The organism is Sphingopyxis sp. 10G20-10, assembly GCF_057365075.1.
The window spans coordinates 2,533,469-2,558,664 of the sequence record NZ_CP195117.1 but is presented as its reverse complement, the minus strand read 5'-3'; the positions used below and the strand labels follow the sequence as shown (position 1 = coordinate 2,558,664).

At 58.8% G+C, this 25,196-nt stretch carries 26 protein-coding genes; 7 read left to right on the top strand and 19 right to left on the bottom strand.

Annotated features, from left to right (window positions below; translation table 11 throughout):
• Positions 1-19: 19 nt before the first annotated feature.
• The 3 genes from ACR3XE_RS12430 to ACR3XE_RS12420 form a co-directional block, all read right to left on the bottom strand.
• Positions 20-295, bottom strand: coding sequence for a hypothetical protein (locus ACR3XE_RS12430; protein ID WP_473699882.1), 276 nt, complete (start codon positions 293-295; stop codon positions 20-22).
• A gap of 284 nt (positions 296-579) precedes the next feature.
• Complete coding sequence (sciP, locus tag ACR3XE_RS12425; protein ID WP_473700295.1) at positions 580-879, bottom strand: CtrA inhibitor SciP; 300 nt, start codon at positions 877-879, stop codon at positions 580-582.
• A gap of 2 nt (positions 880-881) precedes the next feature.
• The gene (locus ACR3XE_RS12420) at positions 882-1,262 is read right to left on the bottom strand and encodes a hypothetical protein (RefSeq protein ID WP_473699883.1); all 381 of its coding nucleotides are present in this window, start codon (positions 1,260-1,262) and stop codon (positions 882-884) included.
• Between the two features lie 158 nt (positions 1,263-1,420).
• Here ACR3XE_RS12420 and mnmA point away from each other — a divergent pair, with 158 nt between their 5' ends.
• The 4 genes from mnmA to ACR3XE_RS12400 all read left to right on the top strand — a co-directional run bounded on the left by mnmA (position 1,421) and on the right by ACR3XE_RS12400 (position 4,091).
• A complete protein-coding gene (gene mnmA / locus ACR3XE_RS12415; protein WP_486186026.1) occupies positions 1,421-2,554 on the top strand; it encodes a tRNA 2-thiouridine(34) synthase MnmA in 1,134 nt (377 codons plus the stop codon).
• A 60-nt stretch (positions 2,555-2,614) separates the two neighbouring features.
• Positions 2,615-3,040, top strand: coding sequence for a hypothetical protein (locus tag ACR3XE_RS12410; protein WP_473699884.1), 426 nt, complete (start codon positions 2,615-2,617; stop codon positions 3,038-3,040).
• Between the two features lie 114 nt (positions 3,041-3,154).
• On the top strand, positions 3,155-3,298 hold the full coding sequence (locus tag ACR3XE_RS12405; protein ID WP_473699885.1) for a hypothetical protein: 144 nt from the start codon (positions 3,155-3,157) through the stop codon (positions 3,296-3,298).
• An 85-nt stretch (positions 3,299-3,383) separates the two neighbouring features.
• Positions 3,384-4,091, top strand: coding sequence for a DsbA family oxidoreductase (locus ACR3XE_RS12400; protein ID WP_473699886.1), 708 nt, complete (start codon positions 3,384-3,386; stop codon positions 4,089-4,091).
• On the opposite strand, the gene ACR3XE_RS12395 is transcribed toward ACR3XE_RS12400, so the two are convergent.
• The 3 genes from ACR3XE_RS12395 to ACR3XE_RS12385 form a co-directional block, all read right to left on the bottom strand.
• Positions 4,088-4,657: a DsrE family protein gene (locus ACR3XE_RS12395; protein WP_473699887.1), complete on the bottom strand. Its 570-nt coding sequence runs from the start codon at positions 4,655-4,657 to the stop codon at positions 4,088-4,090. The genes ACR3XE_RS12400 and ACR3XE_RS12395 overlap by 4 nt on opposite strands.
• A 15-nt stretch (positions 4,658-4,672) precedes the next feature.
• Positions 4,673-5,161 (bottom strand): DUF4440 domain-containing protein, encoded by a 489-nt coding sequence (locus tag ACR3XE_RS12390; RefSeq protein WP_473699888.1) that lies wholly within the window; start codon positions 5,159-5,161, stop codon positions 4,673-4,675.
• 134 nt (positions 5,162-5,295) lie between these two features.
• The gene (locus tag ACR3XE_RS12385; protein WP_486185775.1) at positions 5,296-5,862 is read right to left on the bottom strand and encodes a DUF4440 domain-containing protein; all 567 of its coding nucleotides are present in this window, start codon (positions 5,860-5,862) and stop codon (positions 5,296-5,298) included.
• A 245-nt stretch (positions 5,863-6,107) separates the two neighbouring features.
• Between ACR3XE_RS12385 and ACR3XE_RS12380 the strand changes: the two genes are divergently transcribed.
• Complete coding sequence (locus tag ACR3XE_RS12380; protein ID WP_473699890.1) at positions 6,108-6,659, top strand: hypothetical protein; 552 nt, start codon at positions 6,108-6,110, stop codon at positions 6,657-6,659.
• A 93-nt stretch (positions 6,660-6,752) separates the two neighbouring features.
• Here ACR3XE_RS12380 and ACR3XE_RS12375 read toward each other — a convergent pair whose 3' ends face one another.
• From ACR3XE_RS12375 to ACR3XE_RS12345, 7 genes are all read right to left on the bottom strand, one after another.
• Positions 6,753-8,174: an HD domain-containing protein gene (locus ACR3XE_RS12375; protein WP_473699891.1), complete on the bottom strand. Its 1,422-nt coding sequence runs from the start codon at positions 8,172-8,174 to the stop codon at positions 6,753-6,755.
• Positions 8,175-8,188: 14 nt separating this feature from the next.
• Positions 8,189-8,662 carry a hypothetical protein gene (locus ACR3XE_RS12370; protein WP_486185774.1) on the bottom strand — a complete coding sequence of 158 codons (474 nt, stop codon included), beginning with the start codon at positions 8,660-8,662 and terminating at the stop codon, positions 8,189-8,191.
• 145 nt (positions 8,663-8,807) lie between these two features.
• A complete protein-coding gene (locus ACR3XE_RS12365) occupies positions 8,808-9,035 on the bottom strand; it encodes a hypothetical protein (protein WP_473699892.1) in 228 nt (75 codons plus the stop codon).
• A 148-nt stretch (positions 9,036-9,183) separates the two neighbouring features.
• Positions 9,184-10,236, bottom strand: coding sequence for a ribonucleotide-diphosphate reductase subunit beta (locus ACR3XE_RS12360; protein ID WP_486185773.1), 1,053 nt, complete (start codon positions 10,234-10,236; stop codon positions 9,184-9,186).
• A gap of 53 nt (positions 10,237-10,289) precedes the next feature.
• Positions 10,290-12,257, bottom strand: a complete 1,968-nt coding sequence (locus ACR3XE_RS12355) for a ribonucleoside-diphosphate reductase subunit alpha (RefSeq protein ID WP_473699893.1) — start codon at positions 12,255-12,257, stop codon at positions 10,290-10,292.
• A 761-nt stretch (positions 12,258-13,018) separates the two neighbouring features.
• On the bottom strand, positions 13,019-15,289 hold the full coding sequence (locus tag ACR3XE_RS12350; protein ID WP_486185772.1) for an EAL domain-containing protein: 2,271 nt from the start codon (positions 15,287-15,289) through the stop codon (positions 13,019-13,021).
• Positions 15,290-15,411: 122 nt separating this feature from the next.
• Positions 15,412-17,154, bottom strand: a complete 1,743-nt coding sequence (locus ACR3XE_RS12345; protein ID WP_473699896.1) for an acyl-CoA dehydrogenase — start codon at positions 17,152-17,154, stop codon at positions 15,412-15,414.
• A gap of 53 nt (positions 17,155-17,207) precedes the next feature.
• Between ACR3XE_RS12345 and ACR3XE_RS12340 the strand changes: the two genes are divergently transcribed.
• A complete protein-coding gene (locus ACR3XE_RS12340; protein WP_473699897.1) occupies positions 17,208-18,164 on the top strand; it encodes an L-threonylcarbamoyladenylate synthase in 957 nt (318 codons plus the stop codon).
• Between the two features lie 29 nt (positions 18,165-18,193).
• Here the strand turns inward: ACR3XE_RS12340 and ACR3XE_RS12335 are convergent, their stop codons facing one another.
• The 4 genes from ACR3XE_RS12335 to ACR3XE_RS12320 all read right to left on the bottom strand — a co-directional run bounded on the left by ACR3XE_RS12335 (position 18,194) and on the right by ACR3XE_RS12320 (position 21,834).
• Entirely contained in the window at positions 18,194-19,096 is a 903-nt protein-coding gene (locus ACR3XE_RS12335; RefSeq protein WP_473699898.1) for a DMT family transporter, read from the bottom strand.
• Between the two features lie 108 nt (positions 19,097-19,204).
• Positions 19,205-19,648 carry a hemerythrin domain-containing protein gene (locus tag ACR3XE_RS12330; RefSeq protein WP_473699899.1) on the bottom strand — a complete coding sequence of 148 codons (444 nt, stop codon included), beginning with the start codon at positions 19,646-19,648 and terminating at the stop codon, positions 19,205-19,207.
• Positions 19,649-19,765: 117 nt separating this feature from the next.
• A complete protein-coding gene (locus ACR3XE_RS12325) occupies positions 19,766-21,364 on the bottom strand; it encodes a S10 family peptidase (protein ID WP_473699900.1) in 1,599 nt (532 codons plus the stop codon).
• A complete protein-coding gene (locus tag ACR3XE_RS12320; RefSeq protein ID WP_473699901.1) occupies positions 21,361-21,834 on the bottom strand; it encodes a thioredoxin family protein in 474 nt (157 codons plus the stop codon). The genes ACR3XE_RS12325 and ACR3XE_RS12320 overlap by 4 nt, the downstream gene beginning before the upstream one ends.
• A 202-nt stretch (positions 21,835-22,036) precedes the next feature.
• On the opposite strand from ACR3XE_RS12320, the gene ACR3XE_RS12315 reads away from it, so the two are divergent.
• Positions 22,037-23,554, top strand: coding sequence for an acyl-CoA carboxylase subunit beta (locus ACR3XE_RS12315; protein WP_473699902.1), 1,518 nt, complete (start codon positions 22,037-22,039; stop codon positions 23,552-23,554).
• Here ACR3XE_RS12315 and ACR3XE_RS12310 read toward each other — a convergent pair.
• Both ACR3XE_RS12310 and ispG read right to left on the bottom strand, forming a co-directional pair.
• Positions 23,551-24,027 (bottom strand): GNAT family N-acetyltransferase, encoded by a 477-nt coding sequence (locus tag ACR3XE_RS12310; RefSeq protein WP_473699903.1) that lies wholly within the window; start codon positions 24,025-24,027, stop codon positions 23,551-23,553. The genes ACR3XE_RS12315 and ACR3XE_RS12310 overlap by 4 nt on opposite strands.
• Entirely contained in the window at positions 24,024-25,175 is a 1,152-nt protein-coding gene (ispG, locus tag ACR3XE_RS12305; protein WP_486185771.1) for a flavodoxin-dependent (E)-4-hydroxy-3-methylbut-2-enyl-diphosphate synthase, read from the bottom strand. Before ispG ends, ACR3XE_RS12310 begins: the two co-directional genes overlap by 4 nt.
• Positions 25,176-25,196 lie beyond the last annotated feature (21 nt).

Genomic DNA, 25,196 nt, shown 5'->3' with positions numbered 1-25,196 from the left:
CCCTTTAGGGGAGGCAGACTTATTTGGTCTGTGTGTCGCCGACGCCGGTTTCAGACGGGGCGATTTCGCCATTGTCGTCCATGGCGTTGGCCTTTTCTTCGCCCATTTCTTCGACTCGGTCGGCCTTATCTTCCATCGCGTCCTGGGCCGGACCATCGGGCATAGCATCGGCCTGATTGTCGATGGCGTCGGCCTGAGCCTCTGCATTGTCTTCAACCTTGTCGGCTGCCGGACTTTGGCAAGCCGTAAGAGCAAGGGCCGAAGCGGCGGCGAGTGTTACATAGATTTTACGCATGATGAGTATCTCCCTTCGTGACTCGAGGGGATAACGCGAGGCAGGCCCGCATGGTTGCAATATTATGTCGCGCGCTTTGCACAGCCTGCTTTGGGATGATGCACATTCACAGCCACCATTTCTCAGATAAAATCTGACTATTTACCCACTTAGCGGGCGAAGATGAACCAAAGCTGAGTGCCGCTATCAGAAGGGTGACGCGACGGTGAGCAGTTGCCCTTTTACGACGAAAGAGGCCGCTGCATGGCAGCGACCTCTTTGCGATTTACTCAAAACTGGTGCGATCAGAAACGCTGTTGGCGCTCATACAGATCGCGATAATGCTGGATCCGCGTGACGCGCAAACCGGGCATCCCGCTGCGGTCGATCGACCGCTGCCAGCTGGCAAATTCTTCCAGCGTTAGAGAATAGCGTTCACATACTTCGTCGACGGTCAGCAATCCGCCGTTGACGGCTGCGACCACCTCTGCCTTGCGGCGCACGACCCAGCGGGTCGTCGTTGCCGGCGGCAAAGAATCGACGGTCAATGGCTCTCCAAGAGGGCCGATGACCTGAGCGGGCCTGATTTTCTGGTTTTCAATCATAATCAATCCATATTCTCTTCATCGGTACGGTCCGGTTGGCCCCCCAAATCCGGTTGTACGGGCAAGGTCTTCAACATCGGCTGAAACGCTCTGGTAAACGGGCTGTTCATATTTTGCGCTGCGTAGGACACGTCGCCCGACAGATCGTAAAACCGGGCCAGCCCTGCCGCCGTCGGGCACCTGGTGGGCTGACCAGAAAGAAGACTGCGACGGGCGGCGGGCAATGCGCTATTGGCATTGGCGGCCTGCCATTCATGGACGCGCCGCACGGTCGGCGATGCCGCCTGGCGGGCGCTGGAAACGGCCATGATGATATCGAAGCCCGGTTTGACCAGACTATCTGCACCAAGGGCGTTGGGGTCCATGGAGGATTCGAACTGCATAAGCTGCTTCTAGGCAGACAGGCCTAAGGTCACGTAAAGACGGGCTTCATGGGTCGTTAGCGAAGCTTAATTTCTGGCAATATTTTCAGGAATGTGACTCGCGAGGCGCGGCAAAGCTGGCATTTTGCCATGACCACGCCTAAATCGCGCTCATGACCATGCTAATGGAATCCGCAGCCACCCGGGCTCAGATCGATTTTCAGCTCGCCGCTCCGCTGCGCGCGCGGCGAATCATGGTCGCCATGTCGGGGGGGGTTGATTCGAGTGTGGTGGCTGCGCTGGCCGCACAGTCGGGTGCCGAAGTGATCGGTGTCACACTGCAGCTTTATGATCATGGTGCCAAGGCGAAGCGGGTGGGGGCCTGCTGTGCGGGTCAGGATATTAGCGACGCGCGCGCGGTCGCCGACCGGCTGGGCTTCGCTCATCATATCTATGACCATGAAAGCCGCTTTCGCGACACGGTGATTGACCAGTTTGCCGATGAATATTTGTCCGGCCGGACGCCCATTCCCTGCGTGCGGTGTAATATGGGGGTGAAGTTCACCGATTTGTTTGCGCTCGCCAAGGATCTGGGCGCCGATTGTCTGGCGACCGGTCATTATGTCCGCCGCATTATGGCGCGCGAGGGGGCCGAACTGCATCGCGCCATAGATCCGGCGCGCGACCAGAGCTATTTCCTGTTTGCGACGACGCAGGATCAGCTCGACTTTCTGCGCTTTCCGCTGGGCGGGCTGGAAAAGTCCGTGGTGCGCGACATAGCGCGCGACCTGGGGCTGGGGGTTGCAGGAAAGCCTGACAGTCAGGACATTTGTTTTGTGCCCGATGGTGATTATGCGTCGTTAGTTCGCAAGCTGCGCCCCGATGCAGAGGATCAGGGCGATATCGTTCATATCGACGGAACCATGTTGGGGCAGCACAAGGGGCTGATCCACTATACCGTCGGGCAGCGTCGCGGTATCGACATCGGTGGGCAGGCCGAGCCCCTATATGTTGTACGCATCGATGCACCGACCCGGCAGGTTATCGTCGGCCCGCGCCGCGCGCTTGCGGTCACCGCAGCGCGATTGACCGAACCCAACTGGCTGGCCGATGTCGAAGACAGGCCAGTGCTTGCCAAGGTCCGCAGCATGGCGCGGCCGGTTCCGGCGCGGCTGCACGGCGACATGCTTTGCTTTGACGCACCCGAATATGGCGTCGCGCCGGGTCAGGCGGCCGTTCTTTATGACGCGGGTGACAGCAGCCGCGTTCTTGGTGGTGGCTGGATTGACGAAACCATGGGCGTCCCGATCTGACCACCGATTGACATTTCCACCCAATAGTTCAGCCTGCTGCCCGCAAGTGGGAGAAGGAAAATGATCAATTGGGTATTACGCGGCGTGATCTTGTTGTGGGCGGCCTTTTTCGCCTTGCTGGCCTTGCGTGGTATCTTTGATCCCACCGTGTTTCAGGAGACTTTCGGCATCGCCATTGACGGAGTTGCGCGGAACACGGTGCGGGCGGATTTCGGCAGCTTCTTTCTGGTGGCAGCCGGCGGCGCTGCGCTCGGTGCGCTGGTTCCGGGTTGGACGCGAGCCTTGCTGGTACCCGCGGCACTTTATGGCGTCGCCTTGATCTCGCGGTTTATCGGCCTTGCCAGCGGCGACCTTTTGTCCGGCGCAATCAGTCAGGCGATGATTATCGAAGCATTGACTGTCGCGTTGATGGTTGGTGGTTGGTGGATATTGTCGGGTGCCAAAAACATATCAGATAACGATACAAATTCATCTGAAACTCTGTAACTAAAGCTCTGCTTTTTTCTTAACCACTGGCCCATATTTTTGTGGTAATAGGGTCTCCTCCACTGTGGGAGGCGCATACTCGCGCGGGTCGCACCGGAGAGTAGGGACCAAGAGATGCAGAAGGACAATGGAAACCGTGCCGACGGCGTTCGGCGAAAGGAAGAGCGGCGCAAGAACGCCGATCCTGACTATAAAGGGCCGGAGCGCCGAAGCGGAGAGGATCGTCGTTCGGGCGACGACCGTCGCGACAAAAGCTAGGGCGGCACACTAGCCTTCATACTATTGTCGGATTAGGGTCCGGGAACAGCGGGATAGAACCGCGCCGTGCGAAAGGACGCGCCCCATGCCCAATCCAGACACGCCCAACCTCGAATTGCCTCAGCTTTCTGTCGATATTGTTTCGGACGTCATGTGCCCTTGGTGCATCATCGGCTTTCGCAAATTTGAACAGGTGATGGAGCAATTTGCCGACCGGTTGCGCTTTCGGGTGCAATGGCATCCGTTCGAACTGAACCCGAACATGCCGCCCGAGGGGCAGGATGCCACCGAGCATGTCATGCAGAAATATGGCATCACCGCCGAACAGAGCCGCGCCAATGGCGGTCAGATGAAGGCAATTGGCGAAGGACTGGGCATCACTTTTAATCGCGGACCCGGTTTCCGCATGGCCAATAGTTTCGACGCTCATCGGCTGTTGACCTGGGCGGGTGCGATGGAAGCCCCCGATCAGCAGGAGCCGACGGGGATTCAAACGGAGCTGAAGTTGGCGCTGTTTGCCGCTCATTTCACCGACAACCGCGACATCAGCGATCATGATGTGCTCGTCGATGTCGCCGCGTCGGTCGGGCTGGACAGCGCACGCGCCGCCGCGATTCTGGCGGGCAATGAATTTGGTGACATCGTCCGCGCCGAAGAGGCCTATTGGGCCGACAATGAGGTTACCGGTGTACCCGCCTTCATCCTGAATGGCCGGATGATGATTCCCGGCGCGCAGGACGCTGATGTGTTTGCGCGGGTGATCGAGAACAAGATTTTGGCCGAAGCCGCCTAAAAGGGGTTGAGCGTATAGCCTTGCTGTTGAAGCAAAGCGTGTGCGGTCATCGCCGACAGCGCGAGTTCGACACCGGGGAGCAGGTCGGCCTTGGCCACACCCTGCGCTGCTGCACTTTGTCCGCAAACGATAATGCGCACGCCTTGACCCTTTAATGCCGCAACCAGCGCGGCGTTGGGGTTGGTCGATCCCGGATATTTGCGGGCATAGGCTGCCGCGCTACTGACATCGAAAATGGCCGGGCCGTGCACAACGATGGCCAGATGCTGATGCTCGGCCGGAACGCCGACCTCTGCGTGCATGTTGAGGAATCGCGCGGCGCCTTCGAGGGTGCGGTTGAGCGTCGACTCTTTCCCCGTCGATACGTCAAATGCGACGTGAAATTCGGTATCGGCAGCGGGTTTTACGTCGGCGTCGGCAACGGTGGTGACCTTTCCATAGGCGGGGATGAGCGAGCCGGGGTGAAAGGCCGCCATCGGGTCGGGCGCTGCGGCCTCTTTGGCCAGAGCGGGCAAGGCGCAGCCGAGCAGGAGCGCAAGCGGCACGAGGAGGCGGGTTGTCTTCATTGGCAAGCTATCCTGTTATTTGTTTGCGGGTGTGTCGATGCCCAGACTGCGCCACAGCTTCATCGAGCCATCGTCCTGTTTCTTGAAAATCGCGACCCAGTTGCCGCGCTCTGTTGCGGGCTTTTTGGTGTCGGGGTCGGTATAGGTGAAGACATAGGCGGCCTGATAGACGGCCATGTCGCCGGCCTGTGAGACGGTGACGCTGCCGTCGCTGAGCGTCCAGTTCACCGCCGGATCTTCCATCTGCAGCTTCATTTCGGCTTCGTCGGCGGCCATTCCCGACACCGGATCGGTGCCGTGGAACAGGCCGAGATAATCGGGCGCGTCATAGGAGGCCGCCTTGGCGGCGTCGTGCGCGTTATAGGCGGCGGCCACGCCCTCTGCATTGGCCTTGACCGCTTCTGTGATCTTGGCCGTATCGGCCGCGCCCGCCCCGCCGCAAGCCGTCAGCGTGAGCAAAGCGGTGACGGCGACCAGTCTGGTGCTGAATGGCGTAAATTTCATGAAGTCTCTCCCCCCGGAAGGGGGCTTTGTCGGAGCGAAGGCGCATCGTGTCAATATGGCACGTGTTTGCGTGTTTGTGGCATTGCGCCCCCAGCAGCACCACAGCCCAGCCTCACCATCCCCTGCGGCCCCGCCTATTCGGCGGACGGGGTGTCGTCGATCGGCGGAGGGGGGTAGGGCAGGGTCTGGCCATGGTCATAGCTCAGGCTTTCCAACATGCGGAAATGGTCTTCGGCGGGCACCCACTGCCACAGGTTCATATAGCGCGCGCCGCCGACAAGGTCCCAGTGCGATTCTTTGTGATTCCATTCGTAAAAGACGTGCGACGCCTCCTCGAGCGCGCCCCAGTCGCCCATCGGACGGATGATCCGCGACCCGGGAACAATCTCACGCCGGTTGCGATAGCCCTCGTGCGAGCCGCCGGGCGCGCGCGCCGCACATTCGCGGCGCGAGTCATTGACCATCTTGTCCCGGCTGGTCGCGAACAGCCCGTCCTTGTCATGCACCATGCGGAAATCGGGCATCATGATCTTTTCAAACACCGTCGGATCGCATTTTTCAAACGCGCCATAGAACAGCTGTGCGTCGCGCAGTTCGATGCGGTGCTTCAGGTCGTCGCCCGTCGGAATGGGCATCGGAGCCGTCGCGGAAGGCGCCGACGAGGCGAGCAGGACGGACAGGACGGCGGCGGTAATCGACATAAATTCTCTCCCCTAGTGTATTGTCGGACTCATACAGTCGGGCGCGACAAGTGCAAGGGCGAGCGCGATATTATATTCGAAAGGTCACAAAGGTCACACTAGGTACCCCCTCTGTTTGACCCCTCAGCCGGTTTTGGCGACGTCGGGTGCAGGGCGCGGGTTGCGGGCGAAGGGGATGGTGATTTGGTCATCGGCAAGGGTGAAGCATAGCGCGATAATGTAGGACAGCCCTGAATGATCGGGGCATGGCCTGCGTCGCGGGCTGGCGATGCACGGCGGCGCTGCTATCATGCGCGGCGATGAAGCATTGGAACCGCCATATTGTCGTGATCGGCCGGCTGAGGTCAAAGCCGTTGCTGGTCGGGCAGTTGCTGTGCGTGGTTTTGCTGGTCGGGCTGATCGGGCGACAGGCGCGCGGCTATAGCGTCGGGGAGGTTGTCGCCAATTTGTTGTTCAGCAATCTGGTGCTGACCGGGCTGATCGCGGCCACGGCCTATATCTTGGTCGATTTCCACCGGACGTGGCGTATGCGGACCAGCTATATCGCGCACGACGGCACGCGGCTGTATTGCGGACGCGACACATCATGGCCGCTCGCCGCGATCCGCGACGTGATTATCGCGCGCAGCGAACTGGGCATCTGGTCGATCCGGCTGGTGGTCGAGGATGATAGCGAGGTCACGAGGGAGCTGGTGAAGCTTTATCTGTTGGAGGACACGCCAACGGCGGTGGTCGGCGGGGTGAAGTTCGCGGTGGCAGGGGTGCGGGGGTTTACGGGAGCGGTGACGGTGAATTGAGGGGGGATTAAAGTGGCGTGACTTTTATGGGGTTTTATTGCGCCTATCACCGTGATTTCTGAACTTAAACCAATCCTCGTCTTAAGTATTTTCTCAGATCGCACCGCACTCGGACACCATCTGTCTACGAATCTCATCCCTCACATCAATCAGTTCCCCATCCATAGGAAGGTAGAATACATTAACAATCGCACGGACCTTTCCTGCTAGAGAATGAAGTATAGTAGCGGGATTGTCCACCAAAGCTCTAGATTTTTTCTTTCCACGGTAAAGTATGTTTACAGACTGAACTAGATCTACAATTTTTCTATCTGTATTATTGCTAACAGGAAGGGATTTTGTAAGTGGAAACTTCAGTAAATTAGCTGAGAACCTATTTCTGTCCAACCCCCTGCTGTCGGCGATCCGCTTAGTTGCTTCGCGTGCAATCGATAGCATTCGTTCGGGGTTCCCGTTATTTTTGTCGATGAATTCGGACCAATACCATACCTGCTTAGCCGGCCTTCTCTTTAATACCGCTTTTATGTGAGAATGAAGAACATCTGCATTAGGACGAGAAGCAAAAACCTCTTCTAATTTTTTAAATTTCTCAAGTAATCTAGAATCATCTAAATATTGCCATGATCCATCATTTATCATTTTTACAATGGAGGACTTATCAAATTTATCTAATCCTTCAACAAGTAAGGCTTCAACACACTGTTTAAGACTCCATTCTAAAGCAGAAACAGTTTTATGGTAAACCATTTGCATATAGTCGAAATATCTTGATATAATTAAATGATCTATAGCAGAAGATGCTTTTCCATCGAAACAGAATATTCCTTCAGAATCTATGGTTGCCCTACTAATAATAAAGTCTGAATCAACAGTTCCATATGGGGATCCACTTATTTTAGAAGTTCGAACAAGATAGTCTAGACGGTCGCAATCTAGTTCAGAACTTATTATGCCTATTAGCTTATTTTCACCATTTTTTTCAAATGTTTTTGACAAATCAGATTTTGGGTACCCGAATTTCGCAAGTATTTTAGAAATTTGAGGGTCGTTCAAAAGTATTTGTTCTCCAACATCTTCGTGCTCGAAGAATCCACCAGATCGATCGATTCTGTTTTCTGTAGAGCTGAGAAGGGTTGTAGGTTTAGGAATTTCAATGACGGAATCCTCAACGTAGAACGATCCGATGGCCTCTTCAGTGGCATGAGAAAAAGGATAGTGGCCAACGTCATGTAGAAGACCTGCTAATCGGAGGGCTTGATATTCATCGCTGTCAAAAGATTTGGAGGAGTTGTCGCAGATCGCATGGTATAGCCGCCCTGCGTTGTGACAGGCTCCTACGGAATGGGCAAAGCGTGAATAGCCTGCACTGGGGAAAACGAGATGTGCTAGACCGAGTTGTCGGACATTATGTAGTCGCTGAAAAACTGGTGAAGAAACAATTTTTGCTTCTATTTTACTGAGGCCGAGATTGCCATACAACGGATCAGTAATAGTTTTATCATTGTAACCTTTCACTTGATAAACTTTCTCTAGAGCATGTGAGCGCTATTTAATACGTCTCTTGCACTATCAAAATAATTCATCAAATGAGGTTTCTGATCATTTATACGTTGTCGCGCACCTTCGTCTTCTAAGCCCGTCACTTTTCTCAAGTACAGCATTGATGCTAAGATTTCTGCCCATTGCCATGAGGGCAATGTGACAGGCCGGCTCTCCAAGACATGATTTATTCGGTCAATCGCCGCCTTTGAAGACGGTGTTAGTTTAAAAGAATTCAGAACGTCGTTTTCTATGCCCCAATCCGCAGAATAATAAGCCTTTGTTAAGCTTGGTGAGTAAGGACCTTTTACATACCAGCTGTAGGAATAGCCTAAACCAACGCCGAGTTGTTGCGCTAGAAAAATTAATTTTTGCGCTTCAATTCTATCAGTTATAGAATCTACTGCTCCTTGAAACTTAAGCTCTCGTAGGACGAGACGAGTTGCTACAACCCTATTGTCCATGCTGGCAACCTCGTGTTCTCATTTCGTTCCATCTAGGCGGCTCCGCCTAGCAGGTGAGGTAGAATTTTGCAATAGTCTACCATACCATGAGGTGCGCAATTTCGTATCATATCACGCGTGCGCTATTTGATTGTCAATTCGCCCCTTAAACCGAAAAACCGCCCGCATTCCTGCGGTTCGATCCCGCCGACAGCACTTTTTTGCCCTGCGCGGTTAGTGTGTATTTGCCGTCCTTTTCCGCGACCAGATTCAGCGCGATGAGTTCGTCGCGCAAGGGGTCGGTGGGGAGTTGGGGGCGGCGGTTGGACAGGCCTTCCAGACAGGCGCGCTGGGGCTGGCTGAGGATCAGGAGTTTGGGTTTCTTGTCACTCATGCGCTGGGGCCTTTTTTGATTTTGGCGGCGGGGGCTTCGGGGTCGCTTTGTGGGGTTTGGTTTGGGGCGGTAGCGCGGACGTTGGTTTACGGTCGCTGGCCCCCACCCCCAACCCCTCCCCTGAAGGGGAGGGGCTTTTTTTGCGGGATTATTCTGCGGCTACGCCGGCTTGTTTGAACATGTCGTCGCCGTCGGTGTCGTTGGTGACGACTTCTTCGATGCTTTTTTTCTTGCGGTTGTCAAAGCTGGACCAGACGGTGTTCCAGTCGCCGCGCGTCGCGCCCTTTGAATATTCGGTGGCGCGGGTTTCAAAGAAGTTGGCGTGCTCGACACCGTTGAGCAGCGGGGCGAGCCACGGCAGGGGATGTTCGTCGATCATATAGATCGGCTGGAACCCCAACTGGCCCAGCCGCCAGTCGGCGATGTAGCGGATGTAGCGCTTGATCTCCTTGGGCGTCATGCCGGGGACGGGGCCTTGTTCGAACGCAAGGTCGATGAACGCATCCTCGAGCCGCACCGTTTTCTGACAGCAATCGATGATGTCTTCCTTTACCGCCTTGGTCAGGCAGCCGCGTTCGGCGCAGAAAGCGTGGAACAGCTTGATAATGCCTTCGCAATGCAGGCTTTCGTCGCGGATCGACCAACTGATGATCTGGCCCATCCCCTTCATCTTGTTGAAGCGCGGGAAGTTCATCAGCATGGCAAAGCTGGCGAAGAGTTGCAGCCCTTCGGTGAAGCCGCCGAACATGGCGAGGGTGCGCGCAATATCCTCGTCGCTGTCGACGCCAAAGGTGCCAAGATAATCATGCTTGGCGCGCATCTCGTCATATTCGAGGAACATGCCATATTCGCTTTCGGGCATCCCGATGGTGTCGAGCAGGTGCGAATAAGCGGCGATGTGCACCGTTTCCATGTTGCTGAACGCGGTCAGCATCATCTTGACCTCGGTCGGTTTGAACACGCGGCCATATTTGTCGTGGTAGCAATCCTGCACCTCGATATCGGCCTGGGTGAAGAAGCGGAAAATCTGGGTCAGCAGATTGCGTTCATGGTCGGACAGCTTTTGCGCCCAATCACGGCAATCCTCGCCCAGCGGCACTTCTTCGGGAACCCAATGGATTTGTTGCTGCCGCTTCCAGAAATCAAACGCCCACGGATATTCAAAGGGCTTATAGGTTTTGCGGGATTCTGTCAGGGACATGGGTCGATCCTCGGGTTAAATAGTCGTGGTTTTGCTTAAGGCTGGCGCGGGCTTTACTGGCAGGCCAGACATTCGTCATAATCGGTGGACGGCAATTCATATTTCGCCAGCTCGGCGGTGTTGTCGGCCTCGACCCCGCCGGCAAAGCCCGCGCGCTGCACCGATTTCGACCGCAGATAATAGAGCGATTTGATGCCGAGTTCCCACGCGCGATAGTGGAGCATGAGCAGGTCCCACTTCTCGACATCGGCGGGGATGAAGAGATTGAGCGACTGCGCCTGATCAATATAGGGCGTACGGTCGGCGCTGAGTTCGAGCAGCCAGCGTTGATCGATTTCAAAGCTGGTCTTGAAGCAATCCTTTTCATCCTGCGTCAGGAAGTCGAGGTGCTGGACGCTGCCGCCGCGTTCGAGAATCGAGTTCCAGATGCTGTCGCTGTTCTTGGCCTTGTCGACCAGCAGCGATTCCAGATGCGGGTTCTTGACCACAAAGCTGCCCGACAGCGTCTTGTGCGTATAGATGTTCGCGGGCACCGGTTCGATGCACGCGCTGGTGCCGCCGCAGATGATGCTGATCGACGCGGTGGGCGCGATCGCCATCTTGCAGCTGAACCGTTCCATCACGCCCTGATCGGCGGCGTCGGGGCAGGGGCCGCGTTCGTTGGCGAGCAGCATCGAGGCCTGATCGACCTGTGCGCGGATATGTTTGAAAACGCGCAGGTTCGACGATTTCGCCATCGCGCCCTCGAACGGCAGGCCGCGGGCCTGGAGGAAGCTGTGGAAGCCCATGACGCCCAGCCCGACCGAGCGTTCGCGGCTGGCCGAATATTTGGCGCGGGCCATTTCGGGCGGGGCGCGGTCGATATAATCCTGCAGGACGTTGTCGAGCATCCGCATGACATCCTCGATGAACATCTTGTCGCCGTTCCACTCGTCCCAGGTTTCGAGGTTGAGGCTGGAGAGGCAGCAGACCGCAGTGCGATCATTGCCCAGATGGTCGCGGCCCGTCGGCAGCGTGATTTCGCTGCACAGGTTCGAGGTCGAAACCTTCAGCCCCAGGTCGCGGTGATGCTTGGGCATCATGCGGTTCACCTGATCGATGAAGATGATGTAGGGCTCGCCGGTCGCGAGGCGCGTTTCGACGATCTTCTGGAACAAGGCGCGCGCATTGACGGTGCCGCGGACGCTCTGGTCCTTGGGGCTCTTGAGGTCGAAATCAGCGCCGTCGCGGACAGCTTCCATGAATTCGTCGGTGATCAGGACGCCGTGGTGGAGGTTGAGCGCCTTGCGGTTGAAATCGCCCGACGGCTTGCGAACCTCGAGGAACTCCTCGATTTCGGGGTGGTTGACGTCGAGATAGCAGGCGGCCGAACCGCGCCGCAGCGAGCCTTGCGAAATCGCGAGGGTGAGGCTGTCCATCACGCGGACAAAGGGAATGATGCCGCTGGTCTTGCCGTTCAGGCCGACGGGTTCGCCGATGCCGCGTACCGCGCCCCAATAGGTGCCGATGCCGCCACCACGGCTGGCGAGCCACACATTCTCGTTCCACGTGCCGACAATGCCCTCAAGGCTGTCGTCGACCGAGTTGAGGTAGCAGCTGATCGGCAGGCCGCGTCCGGTGCCGCCGTTCGAGAGCACTGGCGTTGCGGGCATGAACCACAGCTTCGAGATATAATCATAGAGCCGCTGGGCATGATCCTGATCATCGGCATAGGCCGACGCGACTCGCGCGAACAGATCCTGATAGGATTCGCCGGGGAGCAGATAGCGGTCCTGCAGCGTTTCCTTGCCGAAATCGGTGAGCAGGGCATCGCGACTGGAGTCGGTGACGATGGTGAAGCGGCGCGTGTGGACCTTGGGGTCGCCGGCGTCTTCGTTGAGTTTGATCGCGGGCGTTTCGGCAGGCTCCGGTTCGCGCACGCTTAGCGTCTCTTGAGTCGCCTCGGGCGATGCCTCTGTCTTGTCCAATTCTGCCGTCGCCACGTCGCTATTCTCCACCCGGTCCGTCTCGCGAAAATCCATTATCTCTTCCCCGTTTTGTCCTGACGCGCGCTGCGCATCTGTTCCTGTCTTGTTCGACTCGGGGCGAAACCCCAGCCTAGCAGTTTTCTGGTCCCTGAGGGGACTCTATTTTCGAGCGCAAAAAGGGTCCGCCCGCGCATCGACAGGATGAGCAACGGGATTCCGCAGTTTACGGTCAAATACTATTTCTTGGGCTTCCCCCTCGGTCGACCCACAACCCATAGTGCCACGTCGCGCCAGCGACGCAAGAGGGTAAATGACATTTTAAGGACTCGGTTCGTCGCTATTCTGATTCGTCTCGCCGCGTCCCATGTTGGGCGATTGGCGCTAAGGCCAGCGATCCTGCGGGATAGAGCGCGATGTGGCTAAAATGGGTGTTGCGTATCAGTCGCGCCAGAAATTTTTTTGTCGGCGGGCCTGTCCATTTGGAGGCCGTTGTGCGTCGGGCCGCGACGCACAGGTCGTGGCCGGATGAAAGGCCGCCGCTGATACCCGTGGAGGCAGTGTTTATGACATGGGTGAAACGGAGGGCGGAACCGTGCTCGCACAAAAGAAAAGGCCCCGGCAATGCCGAGGCCCTTTTTGAATATTTTCGCTAATTTAAGCTCGACCGCCACCGCTTCCGGTACCGGCACCGCCAAGAAAGCTCCAAAACCAACCCATGAGTTATCTCCCTCTGTCACTGCGAAAAAAACAGCAGTTAACGCGGCATATACCTTAATTGATAAGGTAAACCAAGAATTAACTTCAAAGGTTAACGTTTAGGCGGATTTTTCGGAGAGCGTCCCGTCAAGCTTGGCTGTTAGTTCGGAAAATAACTGTGGTTTACCAAGATGGTAGCCTTGCCCTATGTCGCATCCAAGGCGATTGAGTAGGGCCATGGTGGCGGCGTCTTCGATGCCTTCTGCGACAGCGACTGCGTCAAGTTTGTGCGCCAAATCGATGGTTGATTTGACCACTTCTAAGTTTCGCGGCGAATCGCGCATGGTCATTACGAATCGCTTGTCGATCTTGATTTCATCCGCCTCAATTTCGGTGAGATATTCGAGGTTTGACTGGCCGGTCCCATAATCATCAATCGAAAGGCGCATGCCTGCGCGACGAAGCTGAGCCAGCGTTTTTCGGGCCTGTGCGCTGTTTTCGATCTGCGCGGTTTCGGTCACTTCAATCGTTAACATTTCTGGTGGCAAGTGATGCGCGGTCAGCATGACACGAATAGTTCCGACCAGATCAGCGTGGTCAAGCAGAGTGGCCGACATATTGACCGACATATGGATGGGTTGGCCGAGGGCATGAAGTTGCGCCGCCGAATGGATTGCCTGATCCATGACGAATAATGTCAGGCGGTAAATGTCCTGGCTCTTTTCGGCTTGGGTAATAAATTCGTCGGGCGAAATAGAACCGCGATCGGGGTGGGTCCAGCGCGCGAGAGCTTCGACGCCGACCATCGTTTGCGTTTCCAAATCATATTGCGGTTGATAGGCGACCCAAATGTCCCCGCCTGCCATCGCATCCTCAAGCTGCGAGTGAAAGCTAAGTTGCCAACCCGCATCCGCTTTTTGACGCGGGGCATATTTTGTCCACAGAGAGCGGTTGCGGATCGATTTTTCGGCCGCCACCAGCGCAGCGGCGAGCCGCTGGGCATTGGACCCTTCGAATTCGTCGTTGATGCCAAAAGCAATGGCGACATCCACGCGCAACTCTCCGATCGTGAGTGGGGCATTGAACAGCGCTGCCAGCCCAGCCAACTGGTTTTCGATCTGGCTATGTTGATAATAGGGAACCAGCCAAGAAAAAGTGCCATCAAGGTCATGGTATAGCTGTGTCCCGCCCGACACCAACTGGAGGCGGCGGCTCACCTGTTCGATCAATAGCTGACTTCCTGCGCCGGGCAAGAAAGCGGCGAGATCTTCGAAATTGACCAGTTTTGCGCCGATAACCGTATGACTGCCGAAGGGCAGTTCAGACCGCATGGCTTCGAAATTGGGCAAACCTGAAACGGGGTTTTCGCGCTGCGCTGAAACACGGCGGCGATTACGCGCTACAATGATGCCAATGGTGGCTAGGAATATTACGCTCGTGCCAACTGATATGGTCACCAACATTGTGCTCATCAGAATTTTGGCGACGACCGAGAATAGCACCACTACGGCAGCTGTGGCACCGAACCAGCGACTAGTTTTGGTAAGCATCCATGCCATAACGAACAGGATTGTGAGCGACAAAGAGGGAAGCCAGCCGAGGTTGACAGGATTCCCTCGTTTCAGAGTTTCCGCCCCGATCAAGTGAATGAACGCGCCCGGCACCTTGTTGTGACCCGGCAAATAATGGGCATCCTGAAATATGGACGCAGTCGGGGCGAAGATTACATCTTTTCCAGCAAGCTGTTGGGCACTGACTTTCCCAGACATGACGTCGCTGACGCTATACTGTGTAATTGTATTGGTGTCGTAACTGAAATCGAGCCGATAAGTTTCGGGATGATCCGCGCGTTTGTTGGCGAGCAAGGCCGAAAAGCTTGGCAACAATTTGCCATTAGCCCGGTACGCAATCGGGACGCTCCACACTTGCCAGAATTCATAATCCCAAGCGATGCTGGCTATCTTGGCTTCCTGACCGAAAGCAGTGCTGGGAAATACTGATGTCGTGCGATTCGTGTTTGGTATTGACTGCGTTGGCACAGCAAGAACCACACGATTCTTCATCTTTTTGATGGCGGTCGCCAGATTTGGAAACTGGGGACTCGTATAAAGCCGATCAAAATAGAAATCGATGAACAGGCGCTTTGCGCCGGCCTTGTCGATCGCATTAATGACCTTGGCATATTGGAGAGCCGAAAAATCGGCGTTGGCAGATTGATTTATTGTACGGTCATCAAGCGCTACCACAACGATGTCGTTTGAAACGGGCCGATAGGCGAAGCGACCGACCGCAGAGTCGAAGACGCGATCGACCGGCTCACCAATCGATGCAAAGCCGATGATGCTGCATAACAGCAGTGACAGACCGAAAGCCCGCCAGCTTATCATCATGTTGCTACGCAGCTTAGGCACACACGTCTCCGGTTGTTGCCGGATTGGCCTAGGCTTCTATGGTTATCATTGCGTTAACGATGATTGTTCGACAGTCTCGAATGTCGCCTATTCCAACGGTTTCAGGCCATCGCCGGAAGCGGCTGGAGCGCGTCGTCGCCTGCCATGGCCGCGGCGGCGAGGCCGGTCGCTGCGGGGACGATTTGATCGAGGTAGAAGCGCGTTGAGGCGCGTTTGGCTTTTAGAAAGGCTTGGTCGCCTTCACCGCTGTCGAGTGCCGTTTGTGCCGCGCGATGCTCGATCGCCATTAACCAGCCGCAAGTTGCCGTCGAAAGCATTGTTAAATAAGGATAGCTGCCCGCCAGCCGGTCGGGCGTGTCGGCCTTTTCCAGCGTGTCGGTGACGATGCGGACCGCCTCTGCCAGTCGTGTCAGCTCGGGAAAGCCGTCGGCCCCTCGTGCGATGTCGTCGAGCAGGCTGCGCACGCCGTCGCCGCCCGCCATGCCGAGTTTGCGCCCGACCAGATCGGCGGCCTGAATGCCGTTGGTGCCTTCGTAAATCGGGGCGATGCGCGCGTCGCGATAATGCTGGGCGGCGCCGGTTTCCTCGATAAAGCCCATCCCGCCATGCACCTGAATGCCGATGCTGGCGACTTCGCAGCCGATGTCAGTGCAATGCGCCTTGGCGAGCGGGATCAGGACTTCGGCGCGCAAAGCGGCAGCCTCGTCGCCGAGCTTTCCGAAATCAACCTGCGCCGAGGCGTAATAGATGAGCGCGCGCGCGGCTTCGGTTTGGGCGCGCATGTGCCAGAGCATGCGTTTGACGTCGGGGTGCTGATCGATGGTGACGGGGGTGCGGTCGGCGCTGCCCGCCAGCGCCGACTGGACACGCTCGGCGGCGAAGCGTTGCGCTTGCTGGGTGGCGCGTTCGGCGATCTGGACGCCCTGACAGCCGACCATCAGCCGCGCATTGTTCATCATCACGAACATCGCGCGCATTCCGCCCATTTCAGCGCCAACGATTTCGCCGAGGCAATCCTCGCCCTCGCCATAGGCCATGACGCAGGTCGGCGAGGCGTGGATGCCGAGCTTATGTTCGATCGATACGCATTGGACGCCGTTGCTGATCGTCGGGTTGCCGTCGCGGTCGAGGCGATATTTGGGCACGACAAACAAAGAGATACCGCGCGTTCCTTCGGGTGCACCTGGGGTGCGGGCGAGAACGAGATGGATGATATTGTCGGTCAGGTCATGCTCGCCAAAGGTGATGAAGATTTTCTGGCCCTTGATCTTATAGAGACCTGCATGGTCGCCGCTCGTCACCGGTTCGGCGGTCGAGCGGAGCGCGCCGACATCGCTGCCCGCGCTGGATTCGGTGAGGTTCATCGTGCCGTTCCAGGCGCCCGACACCAGATTTGGCAGCCAGCGTTGGCGCTGTTCCTCGGTGCCATAGGCCATCAGCGCGTGGATCGCGCCGGGGGTCAGGATGTTGCACAGGGTGAAGCCCATGTCGGCGGTGCCCAGCGCCTCGATAATCACCGATGCCAGCGTGAAGGGCAGGCCCTGTCCGCCATAAGCGGTGGGGCCGTCGATGCTGCCCCAGCCCGCGTCGACAAATTCTTTATACGCGGCTTTGAACCCCGGCGGCATGGTGACTTTGCCGTCCTGCCATATCGGGTTGTTGGTATCGCCGACGCGATTGAGCGGGGCGTAAACCTCGGCGGCGAAATCGCCGATTCCGGTGACAATCGCCTCGATCATATCGGGGGTCGCGTCGGCAAATGTGTCATGCGCCGCCATGTCGCCGATCCGCGCGATATGGTTGAGGACGAACAATTGTTCGGTCGTGGGCGGCGTATAGGTCATGCGGGTTCCCAACTTTGCTGGTGATTCTGTGTTGCGCGGGGCTATAGCGCGGCATGGCTGGTGGCTCAAATGATGCGATGATGACCGAAGTGCTCCGCTATGACGAGGGCGTGGTGGCGCGCGCGGCGGCGCTGATCGCGGCGGGACAGCCGGTCGCGGTGCCGACCGAAACGGTCTATGGGCTGGCCGCCGATGCGCGTGACGCCGAAGCTGTGGCGCGTATTTATGAAGCGAAGGGAAGGCCGGGGTTTAACCCTTTGATTGCGCATGTGCCGGACGTGAGTGAGGCGGAAACACTGGGTGTTTTGGGTGAGGGCGAGCGGACGCTGGCGGCGGCGTTCTGGCCGGGGCCGCTGACGATGGTTGTGCCGCGCACGCCCGACTGTCCGGTCGCGAGCATCGCCACGGCGGGGCTGGATACGATTGCGCTGCGTGTGCCGGGGCATCGCGCGATGCAGGCACTGTTGCGGGCCAGCGGTGCTCCGCTCGCGGCACCGAGCGCCAATGCGAGCGGGCGGATCAGCCCGACGAGTGCGGCGCATGTGCTGGCCAGCCTTGCCGGCCGGATTGCGCTGGTGATCGATGACGGGCCGTGCGCGGCGGGAGTGGAATCGACCATTGTGCGGGTGAATGCGGGACGGATCGAAGTGCTGCGTCCCGGGCCGGTGACCGACGCGATGCTGGCCGAGGCGAGCGGGGTGCCTGTGGTCGTCTGGCAGGGCGACACGATCAGCGCGCCGGGACAGATGGCGAGCCATTATGCGCCGGGTAAGCCCTTACGGCTGAACGCCGGCGATTTTGCGGCGGACGAATATGGCATCGGATTTGGCGCGCTGGCGGGTGATTATCAACTGAGCGCGACGGGCGACCTGGTCGCGGCGGCGGCGCATCTGTTTGATGCGCTGCACGCGGGCGATGCCAGCGCGAAGGCGCGGATTGCGGTGGCGGCGATACCGGCCGACGGGCTGGGCAAGGCGATCAACGACCGGCTGAAGCGCGCGGCTGTGTGATCCCCCCTCCCGCTTGCGGGAGGGGAGGGTCAGGCCGCTGCCGGCTCCACCGGAACGGCACGGGGCTTTTTGCGCGCGACCATCAGGCAGGCGATGACGATCAACGCCGCGCCCGTCAGCGTCGTCACGGTCACATGCTCGCCAAAAACCAGCCAGCCGAACAGCGCGGCCCAGATGAAGGCGCTATATTCGACCGTCACCAAAATCTGCGCCTCGGCGCGGGCATAGGACCAGCTGAGCATCAACAGCGAGATGACCGCCAGCCCCGCTGCACCGAACAGCGCCGGGCTGCTGGCGGGCGTGGGGGCGACGGCCCACCAGGGGGCAAAGAGCATCATCACCATCGCGACAAACATATTCTGGAAAAAGGCAATCTCCAGCGGTTTGGCCATTTGCGCCTGTCGCCGTGCGAGGATGAGATTATAGGCATAAAGCAGGGCCGACAGGAAAATGGCGCCCACGGCCCACAGCGCCTCGGGGCTGTGATCCTCACCGCCGATGCGTCCGCCGATGATGACGATCATGCCCGCAAGTCCGAGCAGCGAGGCGCGGATCGACCGCGAACTAATCTGCTCGCCCAGCATGATCGCGGCCAAATAAAGCGTGATGAGCGGTGCGATGAAGGAGAGCGCAATCGCCTCTGCCATCGGAAGCCGCGCCAGACCCCAGAAAAAGGTCAGCGCCATCCCGGCAACAATGACCGACCGCACGGCATGGACGCGCAACACCGACGGCGCGGGCCAGCTTTTGCGCAGGGCAAAAAAGGCGATGCCGCACAGGATAGATCCGGCGAGATTGCGCCACAACACCGCATTATAGGCACCGATGTCGATCGACAGCCCCTTCATCAGCACGTCCATCATCGAATAGGTGCCGATGCCCAAAGTCGCGATCAGGACGGGGAGGACAGGGGAGGGCGAATCACTCGACATGGCCGATGCTTAGCCGAGAATTTCGTAAAGCGCCTCAGGTTGGTTGCAGGTGATTATAAAGACGTGCCGCACCCTAATTTCGGAGCGGTATTTTGTCGCGATGCCCGATCAGGCGGTCCGGCGCGTCTGGTCGTCGCTGATCGCATCGGCCAGCGGGTATAGGATCGTGTTTTCGCGCTCAATCCGGTTTGAGAGTGCTGCCAAAATGGACCGCGCCTCTGAACAAAATTGGGGGAAGGCGGCGCCAATGGTCCGGCTGTTCCATCGTTCGGCAAAGTCCGAATAGGTCGCGCTGAGGGTGCCCATTTCCTTTTGAAATGCGGCGGCGGTGTTGGCTGCCTCAGCGTGGTCAGAAGAGGTCATATGAGGATAAAGCGTGCGATCCTCGATAGCGAAATGGATGCGCAAGATGCCGGTCAGCTTTGCGAGCGTGAGGCCTATTTTATAGAGCTGCGTCTCATTTGGCTGCGCAATTTCGATGTCAGCGGCGAGCTGCTCGACGATTTCGAGGGCCGCATCATGCTGGCGACGAAGATTGGCGGTTCGGGTCATGCGCGATTGTCCTTTGCGAACAGGGATCGCTCGCATGACCGACCTAAAAATTAATGGTTAACAAATGATAAGGGGCTACCCACAATTGCTTTATTAATGGTCCGCTTGCCTGCATTCTCAGTCCGCCACATTATCGGTCGAGCGGATGAAGGCTGCGACGTCGCTGCGGAAGGCTTTGAGCTGCGGAATGTTGACATAGATCATGTGGCCCGAGGGGTAGTAATGATAGCTGATATTATCCTCTAACGCGGCGGGCACCTGAAGATGCTGCAGCTCGTACCAGCCCGCGAAATAGGGGGTCGAGATGTCGTAATAGCCGCCGTTGACCATCACCTTCAGCGTCGGATTCTGCTTCATTGCGACCGCCAGATCGGGAAGGACGTTGGGAAGCGCGATGAGCGGCTGACCGGCTCCGGGGGGCTGATGCTTGTAATCCCAGCTGCCATAGACATTGAGCCCGCCCTCATAATGTTTGCCATCGCCATAATGGAGCGTGTCGCGGACATAGTTGTTGAGCGCGGCGGTATAGGCCGCGCCGATCGCGCTGCCTTGCGGGTCATAGCTTGAAACCTTGCTCAGCGGATCGATGACCGCGCCGGTAAAGCGCGTGTCGAGCGTGCCGGTGGTCAGCCCCTGATCGGCGAGCAATTCCTTTTGGAACGCCCCATATTCGATCCGCAAATTGGTCTTGAGCAGATAGGCGACCGAAAGGCCGGTATAGGCCGACAGCTTGGCCGCAACCGCCTGACGTTCCTTGTCAGTGAGCCGGTTTCCCTTGAGCAGCGCGACGGCATAATCATGCGTGGCGAATTGTTCGACTTCGGCGAGGAAGGGTTTGAGTGTGGCGGGGCGGTTGGCGACGCGTTTGTGATACCAGGCGGTCGCGGCATAGGTGGGCAGCGACACGATATAGGGCATGTCGACCCCCGGATTGACCTGTGGGTCATCGGGGATGAGATCCCAGTTCAAAATATCGGAGAGCAGGATCACGCCGTTAAGGTCGATATCCTGTTTTTGCAGCGCCAGCGTCATGCCCGCCGCGCGCATCGTGCCATAGCTTTCGCCGAAGATATATTTGGGCGAGTTCCAGCGGCTGTATTTGGTCAGAAAATCGCGGATGAAGATGGTGAAGGCGTGGATGTCCTGATCGACGCCAAAGAAGGCCTTGTCCTTATCCTTCCCCGCGACGCGGCTGAATCCGGTGCCGGGGGCGTCGATGAACACCAGATCGGACACGTCCAACAGGCTCTGGTCATTGTTGATGACGCTGTAAGGCGCGGCGGGATTGTGGTGGCCGTCGACCGTTTCGACGCGCACCGGACCGAAAGCCCCCATGTGCAGCCAGACGCTGGCCGATCCGGGGCCGCCGTTGAACAGAAATGTAATCGGGCGGTTCGCGGCGGGCGCGCCATCCTTGAAATAGGCGGTGTAGAACATCGACGCTTCGGGCTTTGGCCCGTCGTCGGCATCCTTGGGCGCGTCGAGCGTATCGGTGTCGGTCCAGCCTGCGGGGTGGACGATGATCGTCCCCGCGACCGCCTGATAGGGTATCGCTACGCCATCGACGGTGACCGAACCGGTCGAGCGGACTTCGGTCGGCTCGAACAAGGGTTTTGGAGGTTGCGCCGGAGCGGAGGCGACATGCGCTTCGCGCGATTGAGCGGCGGCGCAGCCGGTGAGGGCGAGCGCACAGGCGGCGGCGGTTAGTATTTTCATTCGTGACCCCATTTTTCGAAATAGTTATAAATATCCTCTTCGCTGCGGCTGGCGGCGTTGCGCCAGCTTCCCGCGTCGGACAGGTTGAGCGGCGTGCCGTCGGCGCTGGCGACCACCACGGTCGGGGTGCCGACAATTGGCGCAACCCCAAAGCGTTTGGCGAGATCGGCATTTTGGTCGCGTGCCTCGCCGACGTCGATCCAGACGATTTCATAAAGCGGCTGAAGCATCGCCTGAAACCGCGTGGTGTCGAACCAACCGGCGAGCCCGCGACTGTCGTGGCAATTGTCGAGCCCGAAGATCAGGATGACGCGCTTGTTCGCGGCGGTCGCGCGGGCGAAGGCGGCATCGACTTCGGTCGCTGGCGTCGGCGCGGCGGTGAAGGGTCGCGCCTCTGGATGCGGGGGCGGGGTCGTGGTGCAGGCACTGAGACTGAGAGCGAGGAGGGCGAACAAGAACGAACGGATCATGCGCGCGACGATAGGCAGGGCGCGGGGGCGGGGCAAGTGGGGTTTGGCCTATCCTGATCCGTTCGCCCTGAGCTTGTCGAAGGGCTGTCCTTTCCCGCGACGCCGCAAAGAAAGCACGGTGCTTCGACAAGCTCAGCACGAACGGATTTTTTGAGCGACGAAATGGCATGACGTTTCCGTCAACGTCCGTTAGCTTGATTGCATGAGCTGGGAAAAAGAAGTCGAAGAGATCGCCCGCCGCGGCGAGATGGCGGAGCAAATGGGCGGTGCGGAAAAGGTCGCGCGTCAGCATGGGCGCGGCAAGATGGATGCGCGGGCGCGGCTGATCGGCATTGTCGATGCGGGCAGTTTTCGCGAGATTGGCAAGATCGCCGGACGCGGCAGCTATGATGAGCAGGGCGAGCTGATTGATCTGGCGGCGTCCAACTTCATTTTCGGGCGCGCGAATATCGCGGGGCGGCCAGTGGTCGCCAGCGCCGATGATTTTACCGTGCGCGGCGGCGCGGCCGATGCGGCGCTGCACCGCAAATTCGTCCAGTGCGAGGCGATGGCGCACGAACTGCGCCTGCCGCTGATCCGGATGATCGATGGCACCGGTGGTGGCGGGTCGGTCAGGACGCTGGAGAATATCGGTTACACCTATATCCCGCATGTTCCGGGTTGGGACCAGATCATTACCAACCTCGACACGGTGCCGGTGGTCGCGCTGGCGCTGGGGCCGACGGCGGGGCTGGGCGCGGCGCGGGTTGTGGCGAGCCATTACAGCATCATGGTGCGCGGATTGTCGCAATTGTTCGCGGCGGGTCCGGCGGTGGCAGCGGCGATTGGCGATACGCTCGACCGCGAAGAACTGGGCGGCAGCGATGTGCATACGCGCAACGGCGTCGTCGATGACGAAGTGGCGAGCGAGGCGGAAGCCTTTGCGGCGGCGCGGCGGTTTTTGTCTTATCTGCCCAGTTCGATCCATGGCCGCGCCGAACGGACGGCGTGTAGCGACCCCGTCGACCGGCGCGATGAGGCGTTGTTGTCGATCGTCCCGCGTGAGGCGAAGCAGGTCTATTCGATGCGGCGGATTTTGGAGGCTGTGGTCGACAAGGACAGCCTGTTCATCATGGGCGGACGCTGGGGGCAGGCGGCGATTACCGCCTTTGCGCGGCTCGACGGCTATCCGGTCGCGGTGCTGGCCAGCGATCCCGCTTTTCTGGGCGGATCATGGGATGCCAAGACGAGCGAGAAGGCCGAACGCTTTGTAAAGCTCGCCGACCAGTTCCGGCTGCCCATCGTCCATCTGGTCGACAATCCCGGTTTCATGATCGGCGGCGAGGCCGAACGGACGGGGACGATCCGTTATGGCGTGCAGGCGATGAACGCGATTTACCGCGCCACCGTGCCGCTGGCGTCGGTGGTGGTGCGCCGCGCCTATGGCATCGCGGGCAGCGCGATGAGCAATGCCGAGCGCTTTCAGTACCGCTTTGCCTGGCCGTCGGGCGACTGGGGCAGCCTGCCCATCGAGGGCGGGGTCGAGGTCGCGTATAAAAGCGAGCTGGAGGCCGCAGAGGACCCCGCCGCGCATCTGGAGGCAATCCGCGAGCGGCTGAACCGCGTGCGTTCGCCGTTTCGCACGGCGGAGAAATTTGGGGTCGAGGATATTATCGACCCGCGCGACACGCGGCCCTTATTGTGCGAATTTGCCGATCTGGCGTGGCGGGCGCTGGATTAGCTGGCGAGACTGCCCAGCGCATCGCCATCGACGCGCATCACGGTCCATTCGTCCATCCATTGTGCGCCCAGGCTTTTGTAAAAACCGATGGCGGGGGCGTTCCAGTCGAGGACGCTCCATTCGAGGCGGGCGCAATCGCGTGTCACGCACAGCTTGGCGAGATGCGACAACAGCGCCTTGCCGAGGCCAGAGCCGCGCGCTTCTGGGCGGACGAACAGGTCCTCAAGGTAAATCCCCGGCCGCCCCTCAAAGGTCGAGAAATTATGGAAGAAGAGCGCAAAGCCCTGCGGCGTCCCGTCGATTTCGCCGATCACGACTTCGGCATAGGGGCGCGGACCGAACAGATTTTCACCGAGCACGGCCTCGTCGAAGCGCACGTCGTCAGTCATTTTTTCATAGGCGGCAAGGTCGCGGATGAACTGTGCGATGAGCGGCGTGTCAGCGGGCGTGGCGGGGCGGATGCTGAGGGTCATGCGGCTTTCCCGTGGCGCACATCCATCGTTTCGCTGGTGCCGGCTTCGATCTCTGCCGCTTTGGCCTCGACGAGTTTGACCACATGGGCGATCATGTCGGCGTCGGCGACATGGTGGTCGGTTACGCCTGACAGATAGACCATATGTTTGCCGTTGCCGCCACCGGTGATGCCGATGTCGGTTTCGCGCGCTTCGCCGGGGCCGTTGACGACGCAGCCGAGGACCGAGAGCGACATCGGGGTTTTGATGTGGCTGAGCGCATCCTCCAGCGCCTGCACGGTACGGATGACGTCAAAGCCTTGGCGCGCGCAACTGGGGCAGGAAACAACGCGGACGCCGCGGGTTCTGAGGCCAAGACTTTTCAGGATTTCATAGCCGACGCGCACTTCCTCTTCGGGTTCGGCGGAGAGCGAGACGCGGATGGTGTCGCCGATGCCGGCCCAGAGCAGATTGCCGATGCCGAGCGCCGATTTGACCGTGCCGCCGATCAGCCCGCCCGCCTCTGTAATGCCAAGGTGCAGCGGGCAGTCGATGGCGTCGGCAAGCTGGGCGTAAGCGGCGACGGCGAGGAAAACGTCGCTCGCTTTGACCGCGACCTTATACTCGTGGAAGTCATGGTCCTGCAAAAGCTTGATATGGTCGAGCGCGCTTTCGACCAAAGCGTCGGGGCAGGGCTCGCCATATTTTTCGAGCAGGTCCTTTTCCAAGGAGCCCGCGTTGACGCCGATGCGGATGGCGCAGCCGTTGGCCTTGGCGGCGCGGACGACTTCGCCGACGCGCTCGCTGCTGCCGATATTGCCGGGATTGATGCGCAGACAGGCGGCACCGGCGTCGGCGGCTTCGAGCGCGCGTTTATAATGAAAGTGGATGTCGGCGATAATCGGGATGCGCGCGGCGCGGACGATCCGGCCCAGCGCGGCGGTGGAGTCGGTGTCGGGGCAGGAGACGCGGATGAGGTCGGCCCCCGCCTCTTCGCAGCGGCGGATCTGGTCGATGGTGGCGACCGCGTCGCTGGTCAGCGTGTTGGTCATCGTCTGAACGCTGATCGGCGCGCCGCCGCCGACGGGGACAGTGCCGACCATGATCTGACGCGATTCGCGTCGCGCTATGTCGCGCCAGGGGCGCAGGCCGGGATTATGGTCGCTCATCGCTGTTCAGGTTCCTATGAG